Raw genomic sequence first — 20,228 nt, forward strand, 5'->3', positions numbered from 1 at the left:
ATAATAATCGATATTAAAAAAGACCAAGTTTCAATATTAAGCTTGGTCTTTTCTATTCACCATAATTTAACCTATTATATTAAAGGTGATATCTCCCACTAGCTTATTGCTCATCATGATCCCTTTTATATTTTATCGAAATCGATTGCGATAATTTCAACATTTTTAATGTTGAAATACCTTACCTTAGAAATTTAAAAGCAGGTAAATCCCACTCAAGGATATCTTTAATATTGTTTCAAATTATGGTTAATACAGAATATTCCGTTTAAATCTTATTGTTATGATGGTACACTTTTTAATTTCAAATTTGGCATCAATAGCTATGATGACTCTTTTTTATCAAGAAAAGTGAATACAGTATTTTAATGCTGGTGGCCAACCACTAGAGGAGTTAAATAGATTAAATACATGAATACGGTTATTTCCAAATTTATATCAACATAGATCTCATGAAAAAATTATTGATGTGCTTATTGCTTTTACCAATTTGTTTTTTTGCAATGGTAAAGGCAGATGAATTAAATTTATTAAGCGGAAAATTTAATCTAGCAGATCTCCAGCGTGATCTGCTTCCGACTCAGCAATGGGTTCCATTCCCAGAATATCAGGATCGAGCAGCTTGGTCTGAGTTGACGAAAACAGTAGCTGGTACTTTATTAAATAAAGGAAATAGTGATCTAGATTATCAATGGCAGGTTGTGAAAGCATCAGATTATCTGGCCTATGAACGTACAGGATCCCGTATAATCATGGAGAAGCCGATGAATGAAAATGCGATCGCATTGAGCAACTTGTTTTTAGCCGAATTGGCTGAAGGAAAAGGACGTTACTTAGATCAGATTATCAATGGCATCTGGTATTTTACCGAGATGAGTACTTGGTCATTATCTGCACATCTACCCGCTTTTCAATCTTCAAAACGTACACTACCACAAGAAGGTACGCATGTCGTAGATCTAGTAGCAGGCGATATGGGATCCATGCTTTCTTGGATCTACTATTACCTGCATCCTGAAATGGATAAGATTAATCCAGAGATTAGTAAGCGTCTGAAAAAATCAATTCAAGATCGGGTTATTACACCCTACCTAGAACGTAATGATATGTGGTGGCAGGCACTTGCGGGAAAACCGAATCAGATGGTCAATAATTGGAATCCTTGGTGTAATTTTAATGTACTGACCTGTTTATTACTCATCGAAGATGATGTCGAGAAACAGCGCGCCGGGATATATAAAACGATGCAATCTGTCGATATGTTTATGAACTATGTCAAAGCAGATGGAGCTTGTGAAGAAGGGCCTTCTTATTGGGGACATGCGGCAGGTAAGCTCTACGATTACCTCAAGATCTTGGCAGATGCAACAGGTAATAAAATTAATATTTTCAATCAACCCGTGGTTCGAAATATGGGAGAGTATATTGCGCAGTCATATATAGGCGGAGATAATTGGGTTGTAAATTTTGCCGATGCTTCTGCAAAAGGCGGTGGTGACCCGTATTTGATATACCGTTATGGAAAAGCTGTCAACAGTAGAGAAATGATCGATTTTGCACGTTATCTGCAAAACAAAAGAAAACCTTCTTTTAAATCAGATCGTGATATCTTCAGAAGTCTCGAAGATCTATTGAGTTTGAACGAAATTAAAAATGGGTCGGGAAAACTTCCAACAAATAGCTACAAGTGGTATCCGCAAACAGAATTCTTATACATGAAAGATGAGGATTTATTTTTTGCTGCGAAAGGCGGTTATAATAATGAAAGTCATAATCATAATGACATCGGAACATTTATTCTATATCGTGCTGAAAAACCTATTTTTATCGATGCCGGTGTTGGTACATATAATAAAAAGACCTTTAGCAGTGAACGTTACGACATCTGGTCCATGCAAAGTGGTTATCACAACCTGCCACAGATCAATGGTCATGATCAAGTATTCGGAGCTTCATATAAGGCGCAAGATGTATCATTTGATCCGAAGAAAAAGTTGTTTAAACTGAATATTGCAGGAGCTTATTCAAGTCAGGCCGCGATCAATTCATGGAATCGTAGTTATCAATTAAAAAAAGGTGTGCTGGAAATAATAGATAAATTTGATCTTAAAACACCTACAGTATCTAATGTAATTCATTTTTTATTGGCAGGAAAACCTGTTATTTCTGGCGGAAAGATTGCGTTGAACGGAGGGAAATATCATCTAGAATATAATGTTGCTGAATTTGATGCTGAAGTTGAAGCTATTCCTCAGTCTGATATCAGACTAAGTCAGGTCTGGGGTGATGCTATCTTTAGATTATCATTGAAAGCGAAAAAAATAAAAGAGAAAGGTACTTATATATTTACCGTCAAATAATTTTGAATGACTAGTATCCTTTGTGTTATTCTAAAGAATAGATAGCACAGATTATATTGAGATGCTATTTAATTAAGAGATTTTATGTGTTTACTATTTATATTATGAAGATTCTTATGAAAAGAAAAATGTTGATTCCTTTATTGGGGCTTACAGTGGCAGGTTTAACGCTAAGTTTTATACCTATAAAATTGCCATTTATCAAGAAAAGTTTTGAAGCTTCGGAAAAGCAATATACATATTTAGCAAAAGAAGCTGATAAATTGAGAAATTTTCCAAGAACAATAAATAAGAAAGGAGAGTTGGTCGTGACGAGTGAGTGGGATTGGACAGGAGGTTTTTTCCCTGGATCGCTTTGGTATATATACAACAAAACAGGTGACGAAGAAATAAAGAACGAGGCGATAAAGTGGACCGAGGCTTTAGAGAAAGCGAAAAACCTTGACCAGCACCATGATATTGGTTTTGTGATGTACTGTTCTTATGGTAATGCGATCAAATATCTCAAAGATCCAAAAAAGGTAGAAGCTTATAAAGATATTATCATTCACGCAGCTAATACGGCTTTAAAACGTTATAATCCAAAAGTAGGATTGATTAAATCGTGGAATAAAAAGAAGTCATGGGATGGCAAAACAACTTGGCAGTATCCTGTTATTATTGATAATATGCTGAATTTGGAGATGTTGTGTTATTTTTCGAATATTACAGGAGATCCTAAATTTAGAAATGTCGCGATCAGCCATGCAACCAAAACAATGCAGAATCATTTCCGTCCGGATCACAGTACCTACCATGTTGTGGATTATGATGAAAATGGAAAAGCCATCCATAGACAAACAAATCAAGGCTATGCTGATAATTCGACTTGGGCGAGAGGCCAGGCATGGGCAATCTATGGTTTTACGATGATGTATAAAGAAACCAAAAAGAAAGAGTTTCTGGAGACAGCTAAAGCTGCGGCAAGTTTTTATATGAATCATAAGAATTTACCTAAGGATAAGATTCCTTACTGGGATTTTAATGCACAGCAGGAAGGGTATAAGTCAGATCTTGACTTTGCCTACTTGAAGCTTGATTATATACCGAGAGATGCTTCGGCGGCGGCGGTTGTTGCATCAGCATTGGTGGATCTATCTACTTTTACTACAGGAAAAGAGAGTAGCTCTTATTTAGACTTTGCTAAGTCAACTCTAAAAACATTATCTGGACCAGCTTATTTTGCTGACTATGGGACAAATGGAGGTTTTTTATTAAAACATAGTGTTGGAAGTATTCCTCACAACTCGGAGATTGATGTGCCACTGGCTTATGCAGATTATTATTATTTGGAAGGTTTGACAAGATTGTCCGAATTGAAATAAGAAAATCTGTAAAGGAAAATATATTTTATATCGTATAGTTATGCTCAAGTATTTAAGTGTTCTTGAGCATATTTATGTTATCATTTTTTTAACGGTTGAAAAGAACCGTTAAAGAATCTTTTATGCTAGAGTTAAAAGATCGTATATCTGGATTTGAGTTTTTGCTGTTTGTAACAAAAAAAAAGCAGCTTCCTGTTAGGAAGCTGCTTTTGCAAGAAAATATAATAGTAATTAGTTTATTCTTACATTAACAGCATTTAAGCCTTTTTTTCCGTTTTCAATTTCGTAGCTAACGCTATCGCCTTCTCTAACTTGGTCTTTTAAGCCTGAAATGTGTACAAATACATCGTCTCCACCATTTTCAGGGGTAATAAAACCAAATCCTTTAGTTTCATTGAAAAACTTTACAGTTCCTTTATTCATTTTATTTAAAAATTATATTGATACAAGGATAGGCTAAATATGTGATAATTTCCCAAAGGTGAGTAAAAAAGACTTTCAGATGACATTTCTATTTTTTGTTATACCTCCTTTGTAATAAAGAAGATAGGAATTGCGAATTGCTGTTAATTTTATTTTTATTTATTGCTAAAAGGTTTTATCTTTAATCTCGTTAAATCAATTATTTCTTCGCTATGATGTTGAAATACCCAATTTATGTCAATTTAACTTACCACATATGATTTTTAAAACCCTAAAATGGGGGATAGCATGGAGTTTAAGCCTATCCTTATTTTGTACGAATACTGTTTCTGCCCAGAAATTAAATGGCAAAGCTGTTGATCCTGTTGATTTGGTCAACCCGCTTATGGGAACAGATTCAAAACCTTCGCTGTCAAACGGAAATACATATCCTGCAATCGGATTACCATGGGGTATGAACATGTGGACTCCTCAGACCGGGAAAAATGGCGATGGCTGGCAATATACCTATGCCGCAGATAAAATAAGAGGATTGAAGCAGACGCATCAGCCGTCTCCATGGATGAATGACTATGGACAGTTTTCTTTAATGCCAGTAACCGGTAAAGCCGCTTTTGATCAAGAAGAAAGAGCCAGTTGGTTTTCACATAAAGCTGAAAAAGCAACTCCTTACTATTATTCCGTGTATTTAGCGGATCATGATGTAACGGCAGAATTAACACCGACAGAGCGTGCCGCTTATTTTAAATTTTCTTTTAATAAGACAGATTCAGCATTTGTTGTCCTTGATGCATTCGATAAGGGATCTGAAGTACAGATTATTCCTGAAAAGAATATGGTTATCGGTTATTCTACACGATACTCTCGTGGAAAATTGACAAATTTTAAGAATTATTTTGTCTTAATATTTGATCAACCTTTTGACAATTACTCAACTTGGGAAGGTAAGGAACGTTTTAAAGGTAAATTAAAATCCACTGCAGATCAGACCGGAGCAATTTTAGGCTTTAAAGTAAAAGATAAATCTAAACCTGTTCAAGTTCGTGTAGCTTCTTCATTTATTAGTGCAGAGCAGGCACTGCTCAATCTCAATGAATTAGGTAACCGTACTTTTGATCAAGTAAAGGCTGATGGAAGAGCGATCTGGAATGAAAAGCTAGGTCGATTAGCTGTAGAAGGTGATAATATCGATCAGATGCGTACTTTCTATTCGACCTTATACCGTACGTTATTCTTTCCAAATAAATTATATGAAATCAATGCCTCTGGAGAAAAGGTACATTACAGTCCTTATAATGGAAAAATATTACCAGGATATTTATATGGTGGTACAGGTTTTTGGGATACGTTCAGAGCGCTATATCCATTCCTGAATCTCATGTATCCATCCATCAATGTTGAAATGCAAGAAGGATTGAAAAACGCATATTTAGAAGGTGGATTTCTTCCAGAGTGGAGTAGTCCGGGTTTTGCAGATATCATGGTCGGTAATAACTCTGCTTCTGTAGTGGCTGATGCCTATATTAAAGGATTGAGAGGATATGATATCAATACACTTTATGAGGCTTTGAAGCATGGGGCTAACAATGAGGGACCAATGACTGCAGTAGGCCGTAAAGGAGTTGAGTACTATAACAAATTAGGTTATGTGCCCTATGATGTAGGAATCAATGAAAACGCAGCACGTACACTGGAGTATGCATATGATGATTTTACAATTTATCAATTAGCCAAAGCATTAAAAAAACCGAAAGCAGATATTGAACTGTACGCAAAAAGAGCACAAAATTATCGTCATCTATTTGATTCTTCAACAAACTTAATGCGCGGAAAGAATAAAGATGGCAAATTTCAGAGCCCATTCAATCCATTGAAATGGGGTGATGCATTTACCGAAGGCAATAGCTGGCATTACTCGTGGAGTGTTTTTCACGATATAGAAGGATTAATCGGTTTGATGGGGGGTAATAAACAATTTAATACGATGTTAGATAGTGTATTTACACAGCCACCAGCTTTCGATGATAGTTATTATGGGGGTACTATCCATGAAATTCGTGAAATGCAGATCGCGAATATGGGACAGTATGCGCATGGTAATCAACCCATCCAACACATGATCTACTTGTATAATTATAGTGCCCAACCTTGGAAAACACAATATTGGGTTCGTCAGGTCTTAGATCGTATGTATCAAGCTACTCCCGATGGTTATTGTGGAGACGAAGATAATGGTCAAACTTCGGCTTGGTATGTTTTCTCTTCACTTGGATTTTATCCGGTTTGTCCTGCTACCGATGAATACGTATTGGGGGCACCACTTTTCGCAAAAACAACATTAAAACTGGAAAATGGTAAAACAGTAGAGATCATCGGAAATCAAGCTAGTGCACAGAATTTCTATGTCAATGACTTAAAAGTTAATGGAAAATCCTACACTAAGAATTGGTTGAGCCACCAAGAATTAGTGAAAGGTGGAACACTCTCCTTTGATATGACTTCTAAACCAAACTACAACCGCGGAGCTACATTAGACGCAGCCCCTTATTCGATGAGTACAGAATTAAAGACAGTTTTTAAAAAATAATGACAAATGAAATTTAGTCAGATAGTTGGTTGTGTAATAGGGTTGATTGCTGGTCAATCAGCCCTTGCTCAAGATAACTGGAACCATACAGAACATGATCGTAAGGTAGCAGTTGATACGGATAGTATTACAAAGAATGGTTACACATTGATTTGGATAAATAAGGATAAAGATTTCAGCCCTGTTTTGAAAGAAAAATTGATCCATACTTTTTTTGTCAATTACCCGAAGTTGGCAAAAACGTATAACAAAAAGACAATGAAAAAAGTATCTTTTGTGATCGATCCCGATTATAAAGGAGTAGCCGCCACAGCCGGTGGAATAGTAAGGTATAGTCCTGAATGGTTTGCGAAAAACCCAGGGGATATAGATGTCGTAACCCATGAAGTGATGCATATCGTGCAAGACTACCCCGATGGCTCTGGACCTTGGTGGATTACAGAAGGAATCGCTGATTATGTCCGTTTTGCCGATGGTATAGACAATGCTGGTGCAAATTGGAAATTACCAGAATGGAATGCAAGCCAAAAGTATACAGACTCTTATCGTGTAACCGCCCGTTTTTTCTTTTGGATAGAGAAAAAGGTAAAAAAAGGATTTGTTAAAAATCTAGATTTGGCAATGCGGAATAAAACCTTTACAGATGGATTTTGGGAAAAGCAAACCGGAAAGACACTAGATGAGTTATGGAAAAACTATAGCCAGGCTCCAAGTCTTTAAAAATCTAAACTTATGAAAAGTAAACAACTCCTATATTTAGGATTGTTCCTGTTTCCTAACCTGCTACAGGCGCAGTCCAATTTAATACAATACGTAAAACCTTTAATTGGTACAGCCCGCATGGGGCATACATTTCCAGGAGCAACAGTACCATTTGGGGCCGTACAGCTAAGTCCTGATACAGACACCATTCCATATGCTATGAATGGTAAATATAATGGTGATGTCTACAAGTATTGTGCAGGATACCAATATGATGATCCGACCATCGTTGGGTTCAGCCATACTCATTTTAGTGGCACAGGACATTCAGATCTGGGTGACATCTTAGTTATGCCCACACAGGGTAAAGTTCAGTTGAATCCAGGTACTGCCGATAGACCACAGGATGGATATCGTTCACCATATTCACACAGTAATGAGGTTGCAGAAGCAAATTATTATAAGGTACTCTTAGACAAACATCAGATTAAAGCCGAGATGACGACCACAAGTCGTGTGGGCATACATCGGTATACATTTCCAAAATCTGATGCTTCACACTTGATCTTAGATTTAACCGCCGGTATTTATAATTACGAAGCTAAAAATGTTTGGACTGTAGTCCGTGTTTTGAATGACTCGACGATCGTAGGTTACCGTCAAACTAATGGGTGGGCTCGAACAAGGACAGTTTATTTTGCGATTAAAACTTCGAAAGCATTTAAAAATTATGGAGCTAAGTATGAAGATGCAAAACAGGTTTATGCGGGTTTTTGGCGAAAATTTGATCAAAAAAATAATTTTCCAGATTTAGCCGCGCATCAGATCAAAATGAATCTGGATTTTGACACGAAGGATGGTGAGGAGGTTTTGATGAAGGTAGCACTAAGTCCCGTAAGTATGAAGAATGCGCTTGCGAATATGGAACACGAAGCACCAGATTGGAACTTTGAAAATTATGTGAAAGCGGGTCAAAAATCGTGGGAGCAGGAACTGAACAAAGTACAGGTGGATATGCTGAACAAAGAAGATCTGATTAATTTCTACACCGCCATGTACCATGCCAGTCTGATGCCGACAGTGTATATGGATGTGAATGGAGAATACAAAGGTTTGGATCAAGAAGTGCATCAGGCAAAAGGATTTACCAATTACACCTCTTTTTCGTTATGGGATACTTTTAGGGCATTCCATCCATTAATGAATTTAATCAATCCTACGCGCAATGCCGATATGGTATCATCCATGATGGCACACTATGATCAAAGTGTCTTGAAAATGTTGCCTATTTGGTCGCATTATGCCAATGATAATTGGTGCATGAGTGGGTATCATTCAGTCTCGGTGGTAGTAGATGCAATTTTGAAAGGAGTTTACAAAGGAGATGCTGAAGCCGCGTTGGCTGCATGCGTTCAAACAGCAAATGCACGTAAATATGAAGGAATAGGATCCTATATCGATTTAGGATATGTACCAGATGAAATTTCTGGGACTTCAGTTTCCAATACACTGGAGTATGCTTATGATGATTGGTGTATCGCGCAACTTGCTAAAAAATTAGGTAAAGACGAAATCTACAAAGATTTTATTAAAAGAGCATCAAATTGGAAAAATGTTTATGATCATTCTATCGGCTTTATGAGACCTAAAGATGCAAAAGGAATATTTAGATCTAAATTCGATGCTTTGGAGACCCATGGTCAAGGATTCATAGAGGGTAATACTTGGAATTACAGTTTATATGTACCACATCAGCCAGTGGCTATGATGGAAATGATGGGGGGACCCAAAAAATTAGAAAACTATCTGGATTCCTTGTTTACAATGGAATTACCAGATAAATATTTCGAACATACAGAAGATATCACTCGCGATGGAATTATTGGTAACTATGTACATGGTAATGAACCATCGCACCATGTCGCATATTTATATAATCAAACCGCTAGCCCTTGGAAAACACAAGCTCGTGTACGTCAGATCATCCGGAATCAATATCATAATGGACATGCAGGCTTAGGTGGAAATGATGACTGTGGGCAGATGTCTGCATGGTATCTATTTACTGCTTTGGGCTTTTATCCAGTTGCACCTGGAGATGATGCTTACTGGATAGGGAGTCCATTGGTCAAATCGGCAAAGATTAACCTAGAAAATGGGAAAACGATTACAATAGATGTGAAAAATCAATCCGAAAAAAATGTCTATGTAAAAAAAGTAAGCTTAAATGGTCAACCTTTAGCTGATTTGAAACTTTCTTATGCTGCCATTATGAATGGAGGGGCACTGCAATTTGAGATGACTAATAAGCCAGGGAAATAGATTTTCATATTGACCTATCATATAAATAAATCAAGTTTCATAAAAGCATAGATCAGATCGTTTATTGTGGACCTGTCAATGATAAAGTTTATGAATAAGAAGATGAGTAAAATTAAGATCATTCAAGCAGTAGCCATTACCAGCTTTGTGGTCTTAATTTTACTTCAATTGAGACTGATATCGAGCGTTTATAAAATTGAACAGCTTGAGTTCTTGAAAAATGAAAAGGCAGAGATCAAATTAGCATATGAGGAATCTATCATCAATGACAAGTTGTATCCAGGGGGGCAGGCAATTATTGATTCGATCTTGGTACCACAGTATGAAACATTACTAAAGCTGTATCATGAAGACCCAAAGCTTTTTCGCCGTAAATTACAAGATCTGGGAAATGAAATTTTGGTAGAATTAAAAAAGAAAGCAGATTTTGAGGTTCAGTTTCACAATATCATTCGAAATCTAAAACTGGACTTGACTGAGTATGATTATGCTTTGTATTTGGATAAGCTTGCGCTAACGTTTGACGGTAAAATCTATTACTCATTGTTTGAAGTTAATTCGACAGATCAAGATGGATTAATCGATGGAAATTTTGATGTCGTTCGTCCTCAAAATATTGTATCTGCCATTACGGTTACACTTCCTTCCAATAATTCTAGCTTAATTGCCTTTAAGTTATATGCTAGTAAGCACAATCAGGTAAAAAATATAGTTTTGGCTATTGCTCCATTGCTACTTTTGTCTAGCAGTAGTATTGTCGTTATTGTTTTTTTATTTTTCATCACCATGAGGAATTGGGTAAGACAAAAAAAATTGAATGAGATTTCAGCCGATTTTTTTAATCATGTGACGCATGAATTTAAGACACCCTTAACAACCATACAGGTCTCTGTCAAAAATTTAAAAGCAGACCTGGAAGATAAAAAATGGGAAGGTGGTTACAGAAGTGTGGATGTCATCACTAGGCAGACCCAAAGATTAGATAAACTGATCAATCAAGCATTGGAGGTGTCAGCTTTTGATCCACAGGCTGCACAATTTCAAAAACATCTTTTAGTAAAAGATCTCAATGATATTATTCTTGATAGTCAAATTAAATGGAAAAAAGAAGCAACTGTAGTATTGAATTTTGAACCTCATACAGTTGATTTATATGTTTATTACGATCATTTTATGTTAACCACTTTAATCACTAATTTAGTTGAAAATGGATTGAAATACAACGTAAGCGAACACAAGAGAGTGCAAGTAAATGTTTTATATATTTCCCCAAAATCGTTAATGATTGAAATTGGCGACAATGGATTTGGAATTGATAAACAGGATCGAAGTCGCATATTTAATAAGTTCCAAAGAGGTCGGCAGATCAGATCCTCAACAGGATTAGGCTTGGGTTTATATTTTGTTTATAATATTGTTGCGGTACATAAATGGAAACTCGACCTGGAGACTTTTCAAGATCAGGGGACTATTTTTAGAATAATAATTCCAATTAGTAAATAGGATATGGAAGGAAAAATATTACTTATAGAAGATGATGCAGATCTTGGAGTAGAGGTACAATGGTATCTGGAAAGAAGTGGGTTTCATGTACAGCTAGTCGATGATGGGGATAAAGCTTTAATGTTGAGTAAAAAACAAAATTTCGATTTATTGCTAGTCGATGTTCAACTGCCATCATTTGATGGTTTTGAATTGGTGAAGCGGATAAAGGTTTTGAAACCTGAATTTCGTTTCTTGTTTTTAACAGCACGCAATGCAAAGGAAAGCTGTATTGCAGGACTCAAGCTAGGAGCAGAAGATTACGTCACCAAACCATTTGATACGGAAGAGCTCTTATGGCGCATGAACAATATTTTAGCGCGTGGCAAAGAGAAAAAGATAGAAGAACTACAAATTGCAGATGTTGTTTTGTATTGCAGTGCTATGGAAGTACGTGTTAATGGAGGGAAAACATTACGTTTGACTGCACGTGAATTTGAAGTGTGGAAATATCTATTGCAAAATTTAGATCGCGTACTGACCAGAGAAGAAATACTCAATAAACTATGGGGGGAAAGTGACTATTTTATGGGACGCAGTCTAGATGTCTTTATTTCTAGAATACGGAAAGTGCTCTTAAATTCTAATCAATTAAAAATTGAAACAATCTACAAAGTTGGCTTTATCACCCGTTTGATCAGGAATTAATAGAAAAAGAATGATGTTAACAATTGATTAACAAGTTTTTGAAATAGGCTTCTCTATATTAGAGTACTAATTCGTTTTAGTATAACTAATTAAGCCTATTATGAACAAACTAACCAGATCTAGGCGACTATTGCTTTTCGTGGGCATGCTGTTGTCTTTTAGTGCTTGTCAAAAAACAGAAGTCAAGCATTATGAATTATTACCCCCAGAAACTGAGCCAGAAATGGACATCACGATTTATGGTAAACTCACTGTTAACCATGAAAATAGTGGCGGTTCAGGCGCTGGTGAGGGCTCTCCCAAAGTGGTCGATGACGACTATTCAACCAAATTTCTAATTAATCCCTATGTGAATGATCTTTTTTTACAATTAACTTTTCCCGGCGGAATTGCCGTAACTTCTTATGTATTAGCCTCTGCCAATGATGCTCCTGGACGAGACCCTAAAAATTGGGATCTAGTTGGCTCCAACGATGGAGAAACCTGGACGACATTGGAAAGTAAGAGCGGGTACACTTTCCCAGATAGAAATTATAAGGTGCGTTTTGACATCTCCAATACAACCAAATATAAGTTTTACAGACTGAATATCAAGGAAATTGCTGGAGGAACAGGTCTGTTTCAAATGGCAGAATGGCGATTGATCTCAGATCCTCAAAAAAGTGCTAATCAATAATAAACCTATCAGATGATGAAAAAAATAATCAGAACAATATTTGTTCTTATAGCTTTTTGTAGTTGCTTTTGGGGCAATGAAACTTTTGCACAGCAAGCAGGGCAGGTTCTTGTAAAAGGAATTGTGCGCGATGAGATGAATGTAAATCTGGCAGGAGTAACAGTGACCAATTTAATGACAAAAAACTCTGCTGCAACCAAAGAAAATGGACAATTTGAAATACTTGCAAGTCGAGGAGATTCTTTGACCATAACCAATATCGGTTATGAAACTTTCCGCACAGTTATCAATAATGCAATTACCTTAAATGTTATTTTAAAAGCAACAAGTAATGGTATCAATGAAGTTGTGGTGGTGGGCTACGGTCAACAAAAGAAAATTTCAGTAGTTGGTGCCCAATCAAGTGTAAATGTTGAAGACCTTAAACTTCCAGTAGCTAACCTAAGTACCATGTTGGCAGGAAGAATTTCGGGACTGGTTGGAGTACAGCGTTCAGGGCTTCCGGGTGCAGATGGAGCCGACTTGTGGATTAGAGGTATCTCAAGCATGTCTGGAAATACAGGACCATTAGTAGTTGTTGATGGAGTACAAGGGCGTGATATTAACGGTCTTGATCCAGAAGATATTTCCTCACTGACTATTTTGAAAGATGCTTCGGCTACTGCTGTATACGGTGTTGCTGGAGCCAACGGTGTGATCTTAATCAGTACAAAAAAAGGAATTACAGGAAAGCCATCTTTAATGTTTAATTACAATCAAGGTTTTACATCATTTACAAAAAGACCTGAATTAACAGATGGAGTAACCTATATGTTATTGCGTAATGAAGCACGATTAGCTACAGGAATGCAAAAGGAATATTCAAATAATTATATCAACAATACCATCTTAGGACAAGACCCTTATCTATACCCAAATGTGAACTGGATGGATCAACTTTTTAAGAATTCAGCAAGCAATCGTCGTGCAAACTTTAGCGCCCGGGGTGGGTCAGAATTCGCAAGTTATTATGTTTCTGGAGCTTATTATGATGAATCCAGTTTGCTTAGAACTGATGCGCTACAAAAGTATGATGCTACAACCAGATTTAAACGTTACAATTTTACGTCAAATATTTCGATGAATTGGACGACAACAACAAAATTCGAATTGGGAGTACAGGGAAATATTGGAAATATCAATTATCCCGGAGTAAAACCCGAGGAAGCTTTTGGCAATGTTATGCAGACTAATCCAGTCTTATATCCAGCCATGTATCCAGGTAACTTCGTTCCTGGCGTTAGTTCAGCAGGTGCACAACCAAATCCATATGGACAAATAACGCAAACAGGTTACCAAAATATTTTTAACAATCGAGTGATGTCAAATGCTAGACTGACACAAGATTTGTCTTTTTGGTTAAAAGGACTGAATTTTTCAGCTTTATATTCATTTGATATCTGGAATGAACATACCATCAATCGTACCCGAAATCGGAGTACTTATTTGATAAATCGTTTGTTTCCATATGACGATCAAGGTAATCCCATTTTAAATATTATTTCGCAGGGTGCTGATGATCTGGCATTCTCTAAATCAAATAATGCCAATAGACAGTTTTATACCGAAGCTGCTTTAAATTATAATACTGTGATTGCAGACAAGCATCAAATCTCAGCTATGTTATTGTATAATCAACGTGAAATTGTAGAAGCATTTGCAGATAATGTCACATCGTCATTGCCTTTTCGTAACATGGGAACAGCTGGACGTTTAACCTATTCTTATGATGATAAGTACTTTGTGGAAGGTAATTTTGGATATAATGGTTCTGAAAACTTTGCTCCTGGAATGAAGTTTGGTTTCTTCCCTTCTTTTGGGGTCGGCTGGGTAGTTTCGAATGAGAGATTTTTTGAACCAGTGAAAAATGGAATTAACTTTTTAAAATTACGTTATTCGGATGGTAAAGTTGGAGATGGCAGTAATGGTGGTACTCGTCGTTTTGGTTATCTGACTTTAGTCAATACGGATGCGGGAGGTTATACTTTTGGTAACGGTCTTAGTAATACGGGGTATGGAGGGACAGCGATTTCAGACTATGGAACAAATGTACAATGGGCGGAATCTCATAAACAAAATCTAGGTTTAGAAATAAAAACACTAAAAAGTAAACTATCATTAACAGTTGATTTTTTTAAAGAAAAAAGAACAGGTGTATTTTTACAGAGAGCCTCGCTTCCTGACTATGTTGGATTGACCAATAATCCTTGGGCTAACTTGGGAATTATTGAAAATAAAGGTATTGATGGAACATTAGAATTAGCACCATTTCCAGTTGGGAATGTTCATGTGGATCTACGTGCTACATTCACTTATAATAAAGACAAGATCCTAGAAAATGATCAACCGAGACAACCTTTTCCATACATGGAAAGAAGAGGTAACAACGTATTGGGAATATATGGATATCAGGCCGACGGTTTATTTCAGTCGGAAGATGAAATCAAAAATCATGCAGATCAAAGTGCATTAGGAGCACAGCGTGTAGGAGATATTCGTTATAAAGATTTAAATGGTGATGGTCTGGTTGATGCTAATGATGTGAGCTGGATAGGTCATGGAGATGTACCCAATTCTGTCTTTGGTTTTGGAGTTAATGTTTCCTATAAACAGTTTTACTTTGGAGCATTTTTTCAAGGTACTTCTGGAGCTCAACGCCTAATAGGTGGAGATGGTATTATTCCTTTTAATAACAGTACCGGTGCCGAAAGAAGCAATCTTTATGCCATTGCAGAAGATCGCTGGACAGAAGAAAATCCATTGGAAAACCCATTCTACCCACGACTGGCTTATGGCAATGCCGCTAATAAGAATAATTCAGCAGCTTCAACATGGTGGGTCAAAGATGTAGATTTTCTTCGCTTAAAAACAATGGATGTTGGCTATAATTTTAAAAAGGACTTTTTGGAAAGGATCAATGTGAAAAATGCCCGTATCTATGTACAAGGTGTTAATTTACTTTACTGGAGCAAATTTAAGCTTTGGGATCCTGAATTGAATACCGGAAATGGCACACGTTATCCGAATGTTAGAACAATCTCAATGGGAATACAAGCAACATTTTAACTTTTAATCTTACAAAAATGAAAATAAATAAATTTAGCTGGATGGTAATTGCAGCTTTAGCTTTGACATCTTTCAATGGTTGTAAAAATTATTTGGATCAAGTACCTGATGATGTGATTACCGTAGAGGATATTTTCAAATCCAAAACGAATACAGATAAGTTTCTAGCCAATATATACAGTGTTATTCCTAACGAACTGGTACAACGATTCACAAATTCGGGTAATGCAGGCCCGTGGACCGCAGCCTCCGATGAAGCCAAATATACCTGGGATTTTAATTATGCAAATAACATGATCTCAAGTGTATGGAGCAATACCGACGGTGTTGTTGCTGGATTTTGGAATAGCTACTATGAAGGTATTCGAAATGCATCATATTTTATTCAAAATATTGATAATGCAAACCCTGTTGAAGTGACATCAGTCATGAAATCAACTTACAAAGCAGAGGCACGAGCACTTCGGGCACTTTATTATTATTATTTAGTAAAAACATATGGTGCTGTACCGTTGATTGGTGAAGAGATACTCGATATCAATGCACCTCTTTCTGACCTTAAACTTGCAAGAACTCCGTTTGATGCCTGTATTGATTATATCGTTGACGAACTAGATGAAGCATATAAAGAATTACCATATCGTCCTAATAATAATGAATACGGAAGGATTACAAAGGGAGTCGTAAAGGCATATAAATCAGAAGCACTCTTATTAAAGGCAAGTCCTTTATACAATGGAAATACAGACTTTGCATCACTGAAAAATCCAGATGGAACAGCTTTATTTAGTGCGACAGAAGATAAGCAGAAGTGGCAGATTGCCGCAACGGCTTCCAAAGAGTTTATAGATGAATTTGTACCAACTTATTATGATCTCTATCAGGAAACAAATGCAGACCCTTTCGTTGCAGCATATTTATCATGCCGCAATGTAATGACAATAGATTGGAATAAGGAGTGGATATTTGCCCGATCTAATAGTGGAAATAATGCACAGTATGACCGTACACCAAAACATGTCGGTTTTCCATCAGCAGCACAAGGCGGAGGAGCTCTTGGAGCAACGCAGGCAATGGTAGATGCCTATTTTATGAAAAATGGATTACCGATTAACGATTCAAAATCTGAATATTCTGAAGTAGGATTTGTTAACTATAAAGCTCCTTATGATGTCGCAGATCGTACAACATTTAAAATGTATGTAAACCGTGAACCACGTTTTTATGTAGGAATAACTTATAGTGGTAGTTATTGGCTTAATCAAGCAAATAGCAGTACACCTGTCATATCATGGTTCAATTATAGTGGGAATTCAGGCCGATCACAAAGCACATCAGATGTAACGCCTACTGGTTATACAGTGAGAAAGAACGTTGGAACAAACGGGAATAATCGAGGAGCTTTATTGTTAAGACTAGCGAATATTTATTTGAACTATGCAGAAGCATTGAATGAATCTTCTCCAGGAAATGCAGATATTTTAAAATATGTCAATTTGATCCGAAAACGCGCTGGTGTACCAGGATATGGCGAAGGAGATATTGCTATTCCTGCAGGGCAGGCGGCAATGCGCGAGGCAATTAGAAAAGAGCGTCAAGTAGAACTTGCTTTTGAAAATGTCCGTTATTTTGATACTCGTCGTTGGAAAATTGCTGAAAATGTCAGTGGAGGACCAGTCTATGGAATGAATCTGAATGCCGATGGAAATGATTTCTTTAAGAGAACGGTAATCGAAACAAGAATTTTTAAAAAGCGGGATTATCTATTTCCAATTCCGAATAATGAAGTACTGAAAAATGAGAAACTAATTCAAAATGTAGGTTGGTAGTGTTTGTTTGTAATCAAATCGAGGTCTTTTTAAGACCTTGATTTGTTTTATGCCATTTAACCTAAAATTTTTGTAATTATAACAGTATTATATATTAAGTTAATGCAGGGATACGTAAATTTAACAAAATTTAAATATTAAGATTGAAACTTTGCTTCCTGCGGTTTCAATCAAAATGAAAAATACAATAATGAATTTTAAAAAAATTTTAGGAGCATTAGTTTTATTGCTCTCTGTTCAGTTGAGCAAAGCACAGTCATTTAGTCCTGTCGATTATGTCAACCCATTGATCGGGACACAGTCTAAGTACGAATTGTCAAATGGGAATACCTATCCAGCTATTGCAATGCCATGGGGCATGAATTTCTGGACACCACAAACAGGGAGTATGGGTGATGGCTGGGTCTATACCTATACGGCCGATAAAATCAAAGGTTTTAAACAAACCCATCAGCCAAGTCCTTGGAATAATGATTATGGACAGTTTTCTATTATGCCAACAATTGGAGAACCAGTCTTTGACCAAGAAAAGCGTGCGAGCTGGTTTTCCCATAAAGCAGAAGTCGTAAAACCGTATTACTATAGTGTATATCTTGCAGATCATGATGTGACTACAGAATTAACACCATCGGAGCGAGGGGCAATATTTCGTTTTACCTTTCCAAAAACTGAAGCAGCTCAGGTGGTTATTGATGCTTTCGATAAAGGATCATACATTAAAGTAATTCCAGAAGAAAATAAGATAATCGGGTATAACACCCGGAATAGTGGTGGCGTGCCTGATAACTTTAAAAACTATTTTGTCATCGTTTTTGATCGTTCATTTGATTTTAAAGCAGCTGTAAAGAGTGGCGATATCAAAAATAATGTATTAGAAATGAAGGATAACCATGCAGGTGCTATCGTAGGATTTAAAAATTTGAAACGAGGTGAGCAGGTTATCGCTCGTGTTGCATCATCATTCATCAGTTTTGAACAAGCGGAGCTAAACCTTAAAGAAGTTAAAGGCAAAACGTTTGATGAGATAGTTGCGGTAGGAAAAGTGAAATGGAATGAAGTATTGGGACGTGTTGAGGTGAAAGATCCAGATATTGATCGTTTAAAAACTTTTTATTCCTGTTTGTATCGTTCGACTTTATTTCCGCGAGATTTCTCAGAAATAGATGCACAAGGAAAAAGGGTGCATTATAGTCCTTATAACGGACAGGTTCTACCCGGGGAAATGTTTACAGATACCGGATTTTGGGATACATTTAGAAGCTTATTTCCCTTATTGAATCTCATCTACCCTGAAATGAATGATCGTATGCAGGCTGGACTGGTAAATGCATATAAGGAAAGTGGATTTTTACCGGAATGGGCTTCCCCAGGGCATCGCGAGTCAATGATCGGTAATAATTCGGCCTCAGTGGTGGCAGATGCTTTTGCAACAGGAAGAAAAGGATATGATGCTGATCTATTATGGGACGCTGTCGTGCATGGGGCAAATAACGCTCATCCTAAAATTTCAGCAACGGGAAGGTTCGGTCATGAGGTGTATAATACATTAGGGTTTATACCAATTGATAAGAATATCAATCAAAATGTCGCCAGAACTTTGGAATATGCCTATAATGATTGGAGTATCTATCAATTTGGAAAAGCCTTAGGAAAACCAAATTCAGAAATTTCAATTTATGCAAAGCGTGCCATGAATTATAAAAATATTTATGATGCTGAGACAAAATTGATGCGTGGAAAAAAATCTGATGGTACTTTTATTACACCTTTTGATCCAAGTGCCTGGTCTAAAGAGTATACTGAAGGAAATGCGTGGCACTGGAGTTTTTGTGTCTTCCATGATCCGCAAGGTTTGATTGATTTAATGGGTAGTAAAAAGGCTTTCAATGCAATGCTTGATACCGTATTTGTGATACCTAGCTACGAGGGCATGAAGAGCAGAAGTATGATCCACGAAATGAGAGAAATGCAAATCATGAACATGGGCCAATATGCACATGGTAATCAGCCAATTCAGCACATGCCATATCTCTATAATTATGCTGCTGAGCCTTGGAAAGCACAATATTGGGTGCGACAAATCATGGATAAGCTTTATCTGCCAACTCCCGATGGTTATTGTGGTGATGAAGATAATGGACAAACATCTGCTTGGTATGTTTTCTCAGCTTTGGGTTTCTATCCCGTAGCTCCAGCTTCGGGCGAATATGTATTGGGATCACCACAATTTCAATCCGTCAAATTAAATCTACAGAATGGGAAAACACTGAAGATCGACGCGACTAATCAAAATAAAGATAACGTATACGTCAATGAAGTAAAGGTTAATGGGAAAATGTATACCAAGAATTTCTTTCAATATAAGGAGCTAATGAAAGGGGGGGAGTTGCAATTTGATATGGCTGATAAACCGAACAAAAAAAGAGGAATTAAAGATACTGATGCACCCTATTCATTCAGTAAAATGAAATTGTAGCAATAAATCAATTTTGAATGTACTAACGAAAATTTTTAAAAGAGATCTTTAATGCCAACAATGGTTGTTATTAGGCTATTAAACAGGGGGCGACAATTTTTTGTCTGCCCCCTGTTTGTTTTTTATAGCTAAAATATGATATATTTATCTTCAACCATTGGGGAATTTAAATAATGACGAAACGTTTTATTACT

The 20,228-nt window shown here is 36.7% G+C and carries 12 protein-coding genes; 11 read left to right on the forward strand and 1 reads right to left on the reverse strand.

The genetic code is table 11. The features are described 5' to 3' along the window. Positions 1–452 precede the first annotated feature (452 nt). Both M2265_RS18170 and M2265_RS18175 read left to right on the forward strand, forming a co-directional pair. A complete protein-coding gene (locus M2265_RS18170; protein ID WP_132769484.1) occupies positions 453–2,360 on the forward strand; it encodes a heparinase II/III family protein in 1,908 nt (635 codons plus the stop codon). 116 nt (positions 2,361–2,476) lie between these two features. Continuing rightward, complete coding sequence (locus tag M2265_RS18175) at positions 2,477–3,724, forward strand: glycoside hydrolase family 88 protein (protein WP_207902400.1); 1,248 nt, start codon at positions 2,477–2,479, stop codon at positions 3,722–3,724. 231 nt (positions 3,725–3,955) lie between these two features. On the opposite strand, the gene M2265_RS18180 is transcribed toward M2265_RS18175, so the two are convergent. Continuing rightward, positions 3,956–4,147 carry a cold-shock protein gene (locus M2265_RS18180; RefSeq protein WP_021190047.1) on the reverse strand — a complete coding sequence of 64 codons (192 nt, stop codon included), beginning with the start codon at positions 4,145–4,147 and terminating at the stop codon, positions 3,956–3,958. 256 nt (positions 4,148–4,403) lie between these two features. On the opposite strand from M2265_RS18180, the gene M2265_RS18185 reads away from it, so the two are divergent. The 9 genes from M2265_RS18185 to M2265_RS18225 all read left to right on the forward strand — a co-directional run bounded on the left by M2265_RS18185 (position 4,404) and on the right by M2265_RS18225 (position 20,034). Next, complete coding sequence (locus M2265_RS18185) at positions 4,404–6,734, forward strand: GH92 family glycosyl hydrolase (RefSeq protein WP_132769482.1); 2,331 nt, start codon at positions 4,404–4,406, stop codon at positions 6,732–6,734. A gap of 6 nt (positions 6,735–6,740) precedes the next feature. Continuing rightward, a complete protein-coding gene (locus M2265_RS18190; protein ID WP_132769480.1) occupies positions 6,741–7,454 on the forward strand; it encodes a basic secretory protein-like protein in 714 nt (237 codons plus the stop codon). Positions 7,455–7,466: 12 nt separating this feature from the next. Continuing rightward, positions 7,467–9,758 carry a GH92 family glycosyl hydrolase gene (locus tag M2265_RS18195; protein ID WP_132769478.1) on the forward strand — a complete coding sequence of 764 codons (2,292 nt, stop codon included), beginning with the start codon at positions 7,467–7,469 and terminating at the stop codon, positions 9,756–9,758. A 102-nt stretch (positions 9,759–9,860) separates the two neighbouring features. After that, complete coding sequence (locus tag M2265_RS18200) at positions 9,861–11,261, forward strand: sensor histidine kinase (RefSeq protein ID WP_165905866.1); 1,401 nt, start codon at positions 9,861–9,863, stop codon at positions 11,259–11,261. 3 nt (positions 11,262–11,264) lie between these two features. Beyond that, positions 11,265–11,948, forward strand: a complete 684-nt coding sequence (locus M2265_RS18205; protein WP_132769474.1) for a response regulator transcription factor — start codon at positions 11,265–11,267, stop codon at positions 11,946–11,948. A 100-nt stretch (positions 11,949–12,048) separates the two neighbouring features. Beyond that, positions 12,049–12,624, forward strand: a complete 576-nt coding sequence (locus M2265_RS18210) for a discoidin domain-containing protein (RefSeq protein ID WP_132769472.1) — start codon at positions 12,049–12,051, stop codon at positions 12,622–12,624. A gap of 12 nt (positions 12,625–12,636) precedes the next feature. Further along, the gene (locus M2265_RS18215; RefSeq protein ID WP_132769470.1) at positions 12,637–15,729 is read left to right on the forward strand and encodes a SusC/RagA family TonB-linked outer membrane protein; all 3,093 of its coding nucleotides are present in this window, start codon (positions 12,637–12,639) and stop codon (positions 15,727–15,729) included. 17 nt (positions 15,730–15,746) lie between these two features. After that, a complete protein-coding gene (locus M2265_RS18220) occupies positions 15,747–17,558 on the forward strand; it encodes a RagB/SusD family nutrient uptake outer membrane protein (protein WP_243655400.1) in 1,812 nt (603 codons plus the stop codon). A 190-nt stretch (positions 17,559–17,748) separates the two neighbouring features. Further along, positions 17,749–20,034 carry a GH92 family glycosyl hydrolase gene (locus M2265_RS18225; protein ID WP_132769468.1) on the forward strand — a complete coding sequence of 762 codons (2,286 nt, stop codon included), beginning with the start codon at positions 17,749–17,751 and terminating at the stop codon, positions 20,032–20,034. Positions 20,035–20,228: the final 194 nt, after the last annotated feature.

The sequence above is a fragment of the Sphingobacterium kitahiroshimense genome (genome assembly GCF_025961315.1).
Taxonomy (GTDB): Bacteria; Bacteroidota; Bacteroidia; order Sphingobacteriales; family Sphingobacteriaceae; genus Sphingobacterium; species Sphingobacterium anhuiense.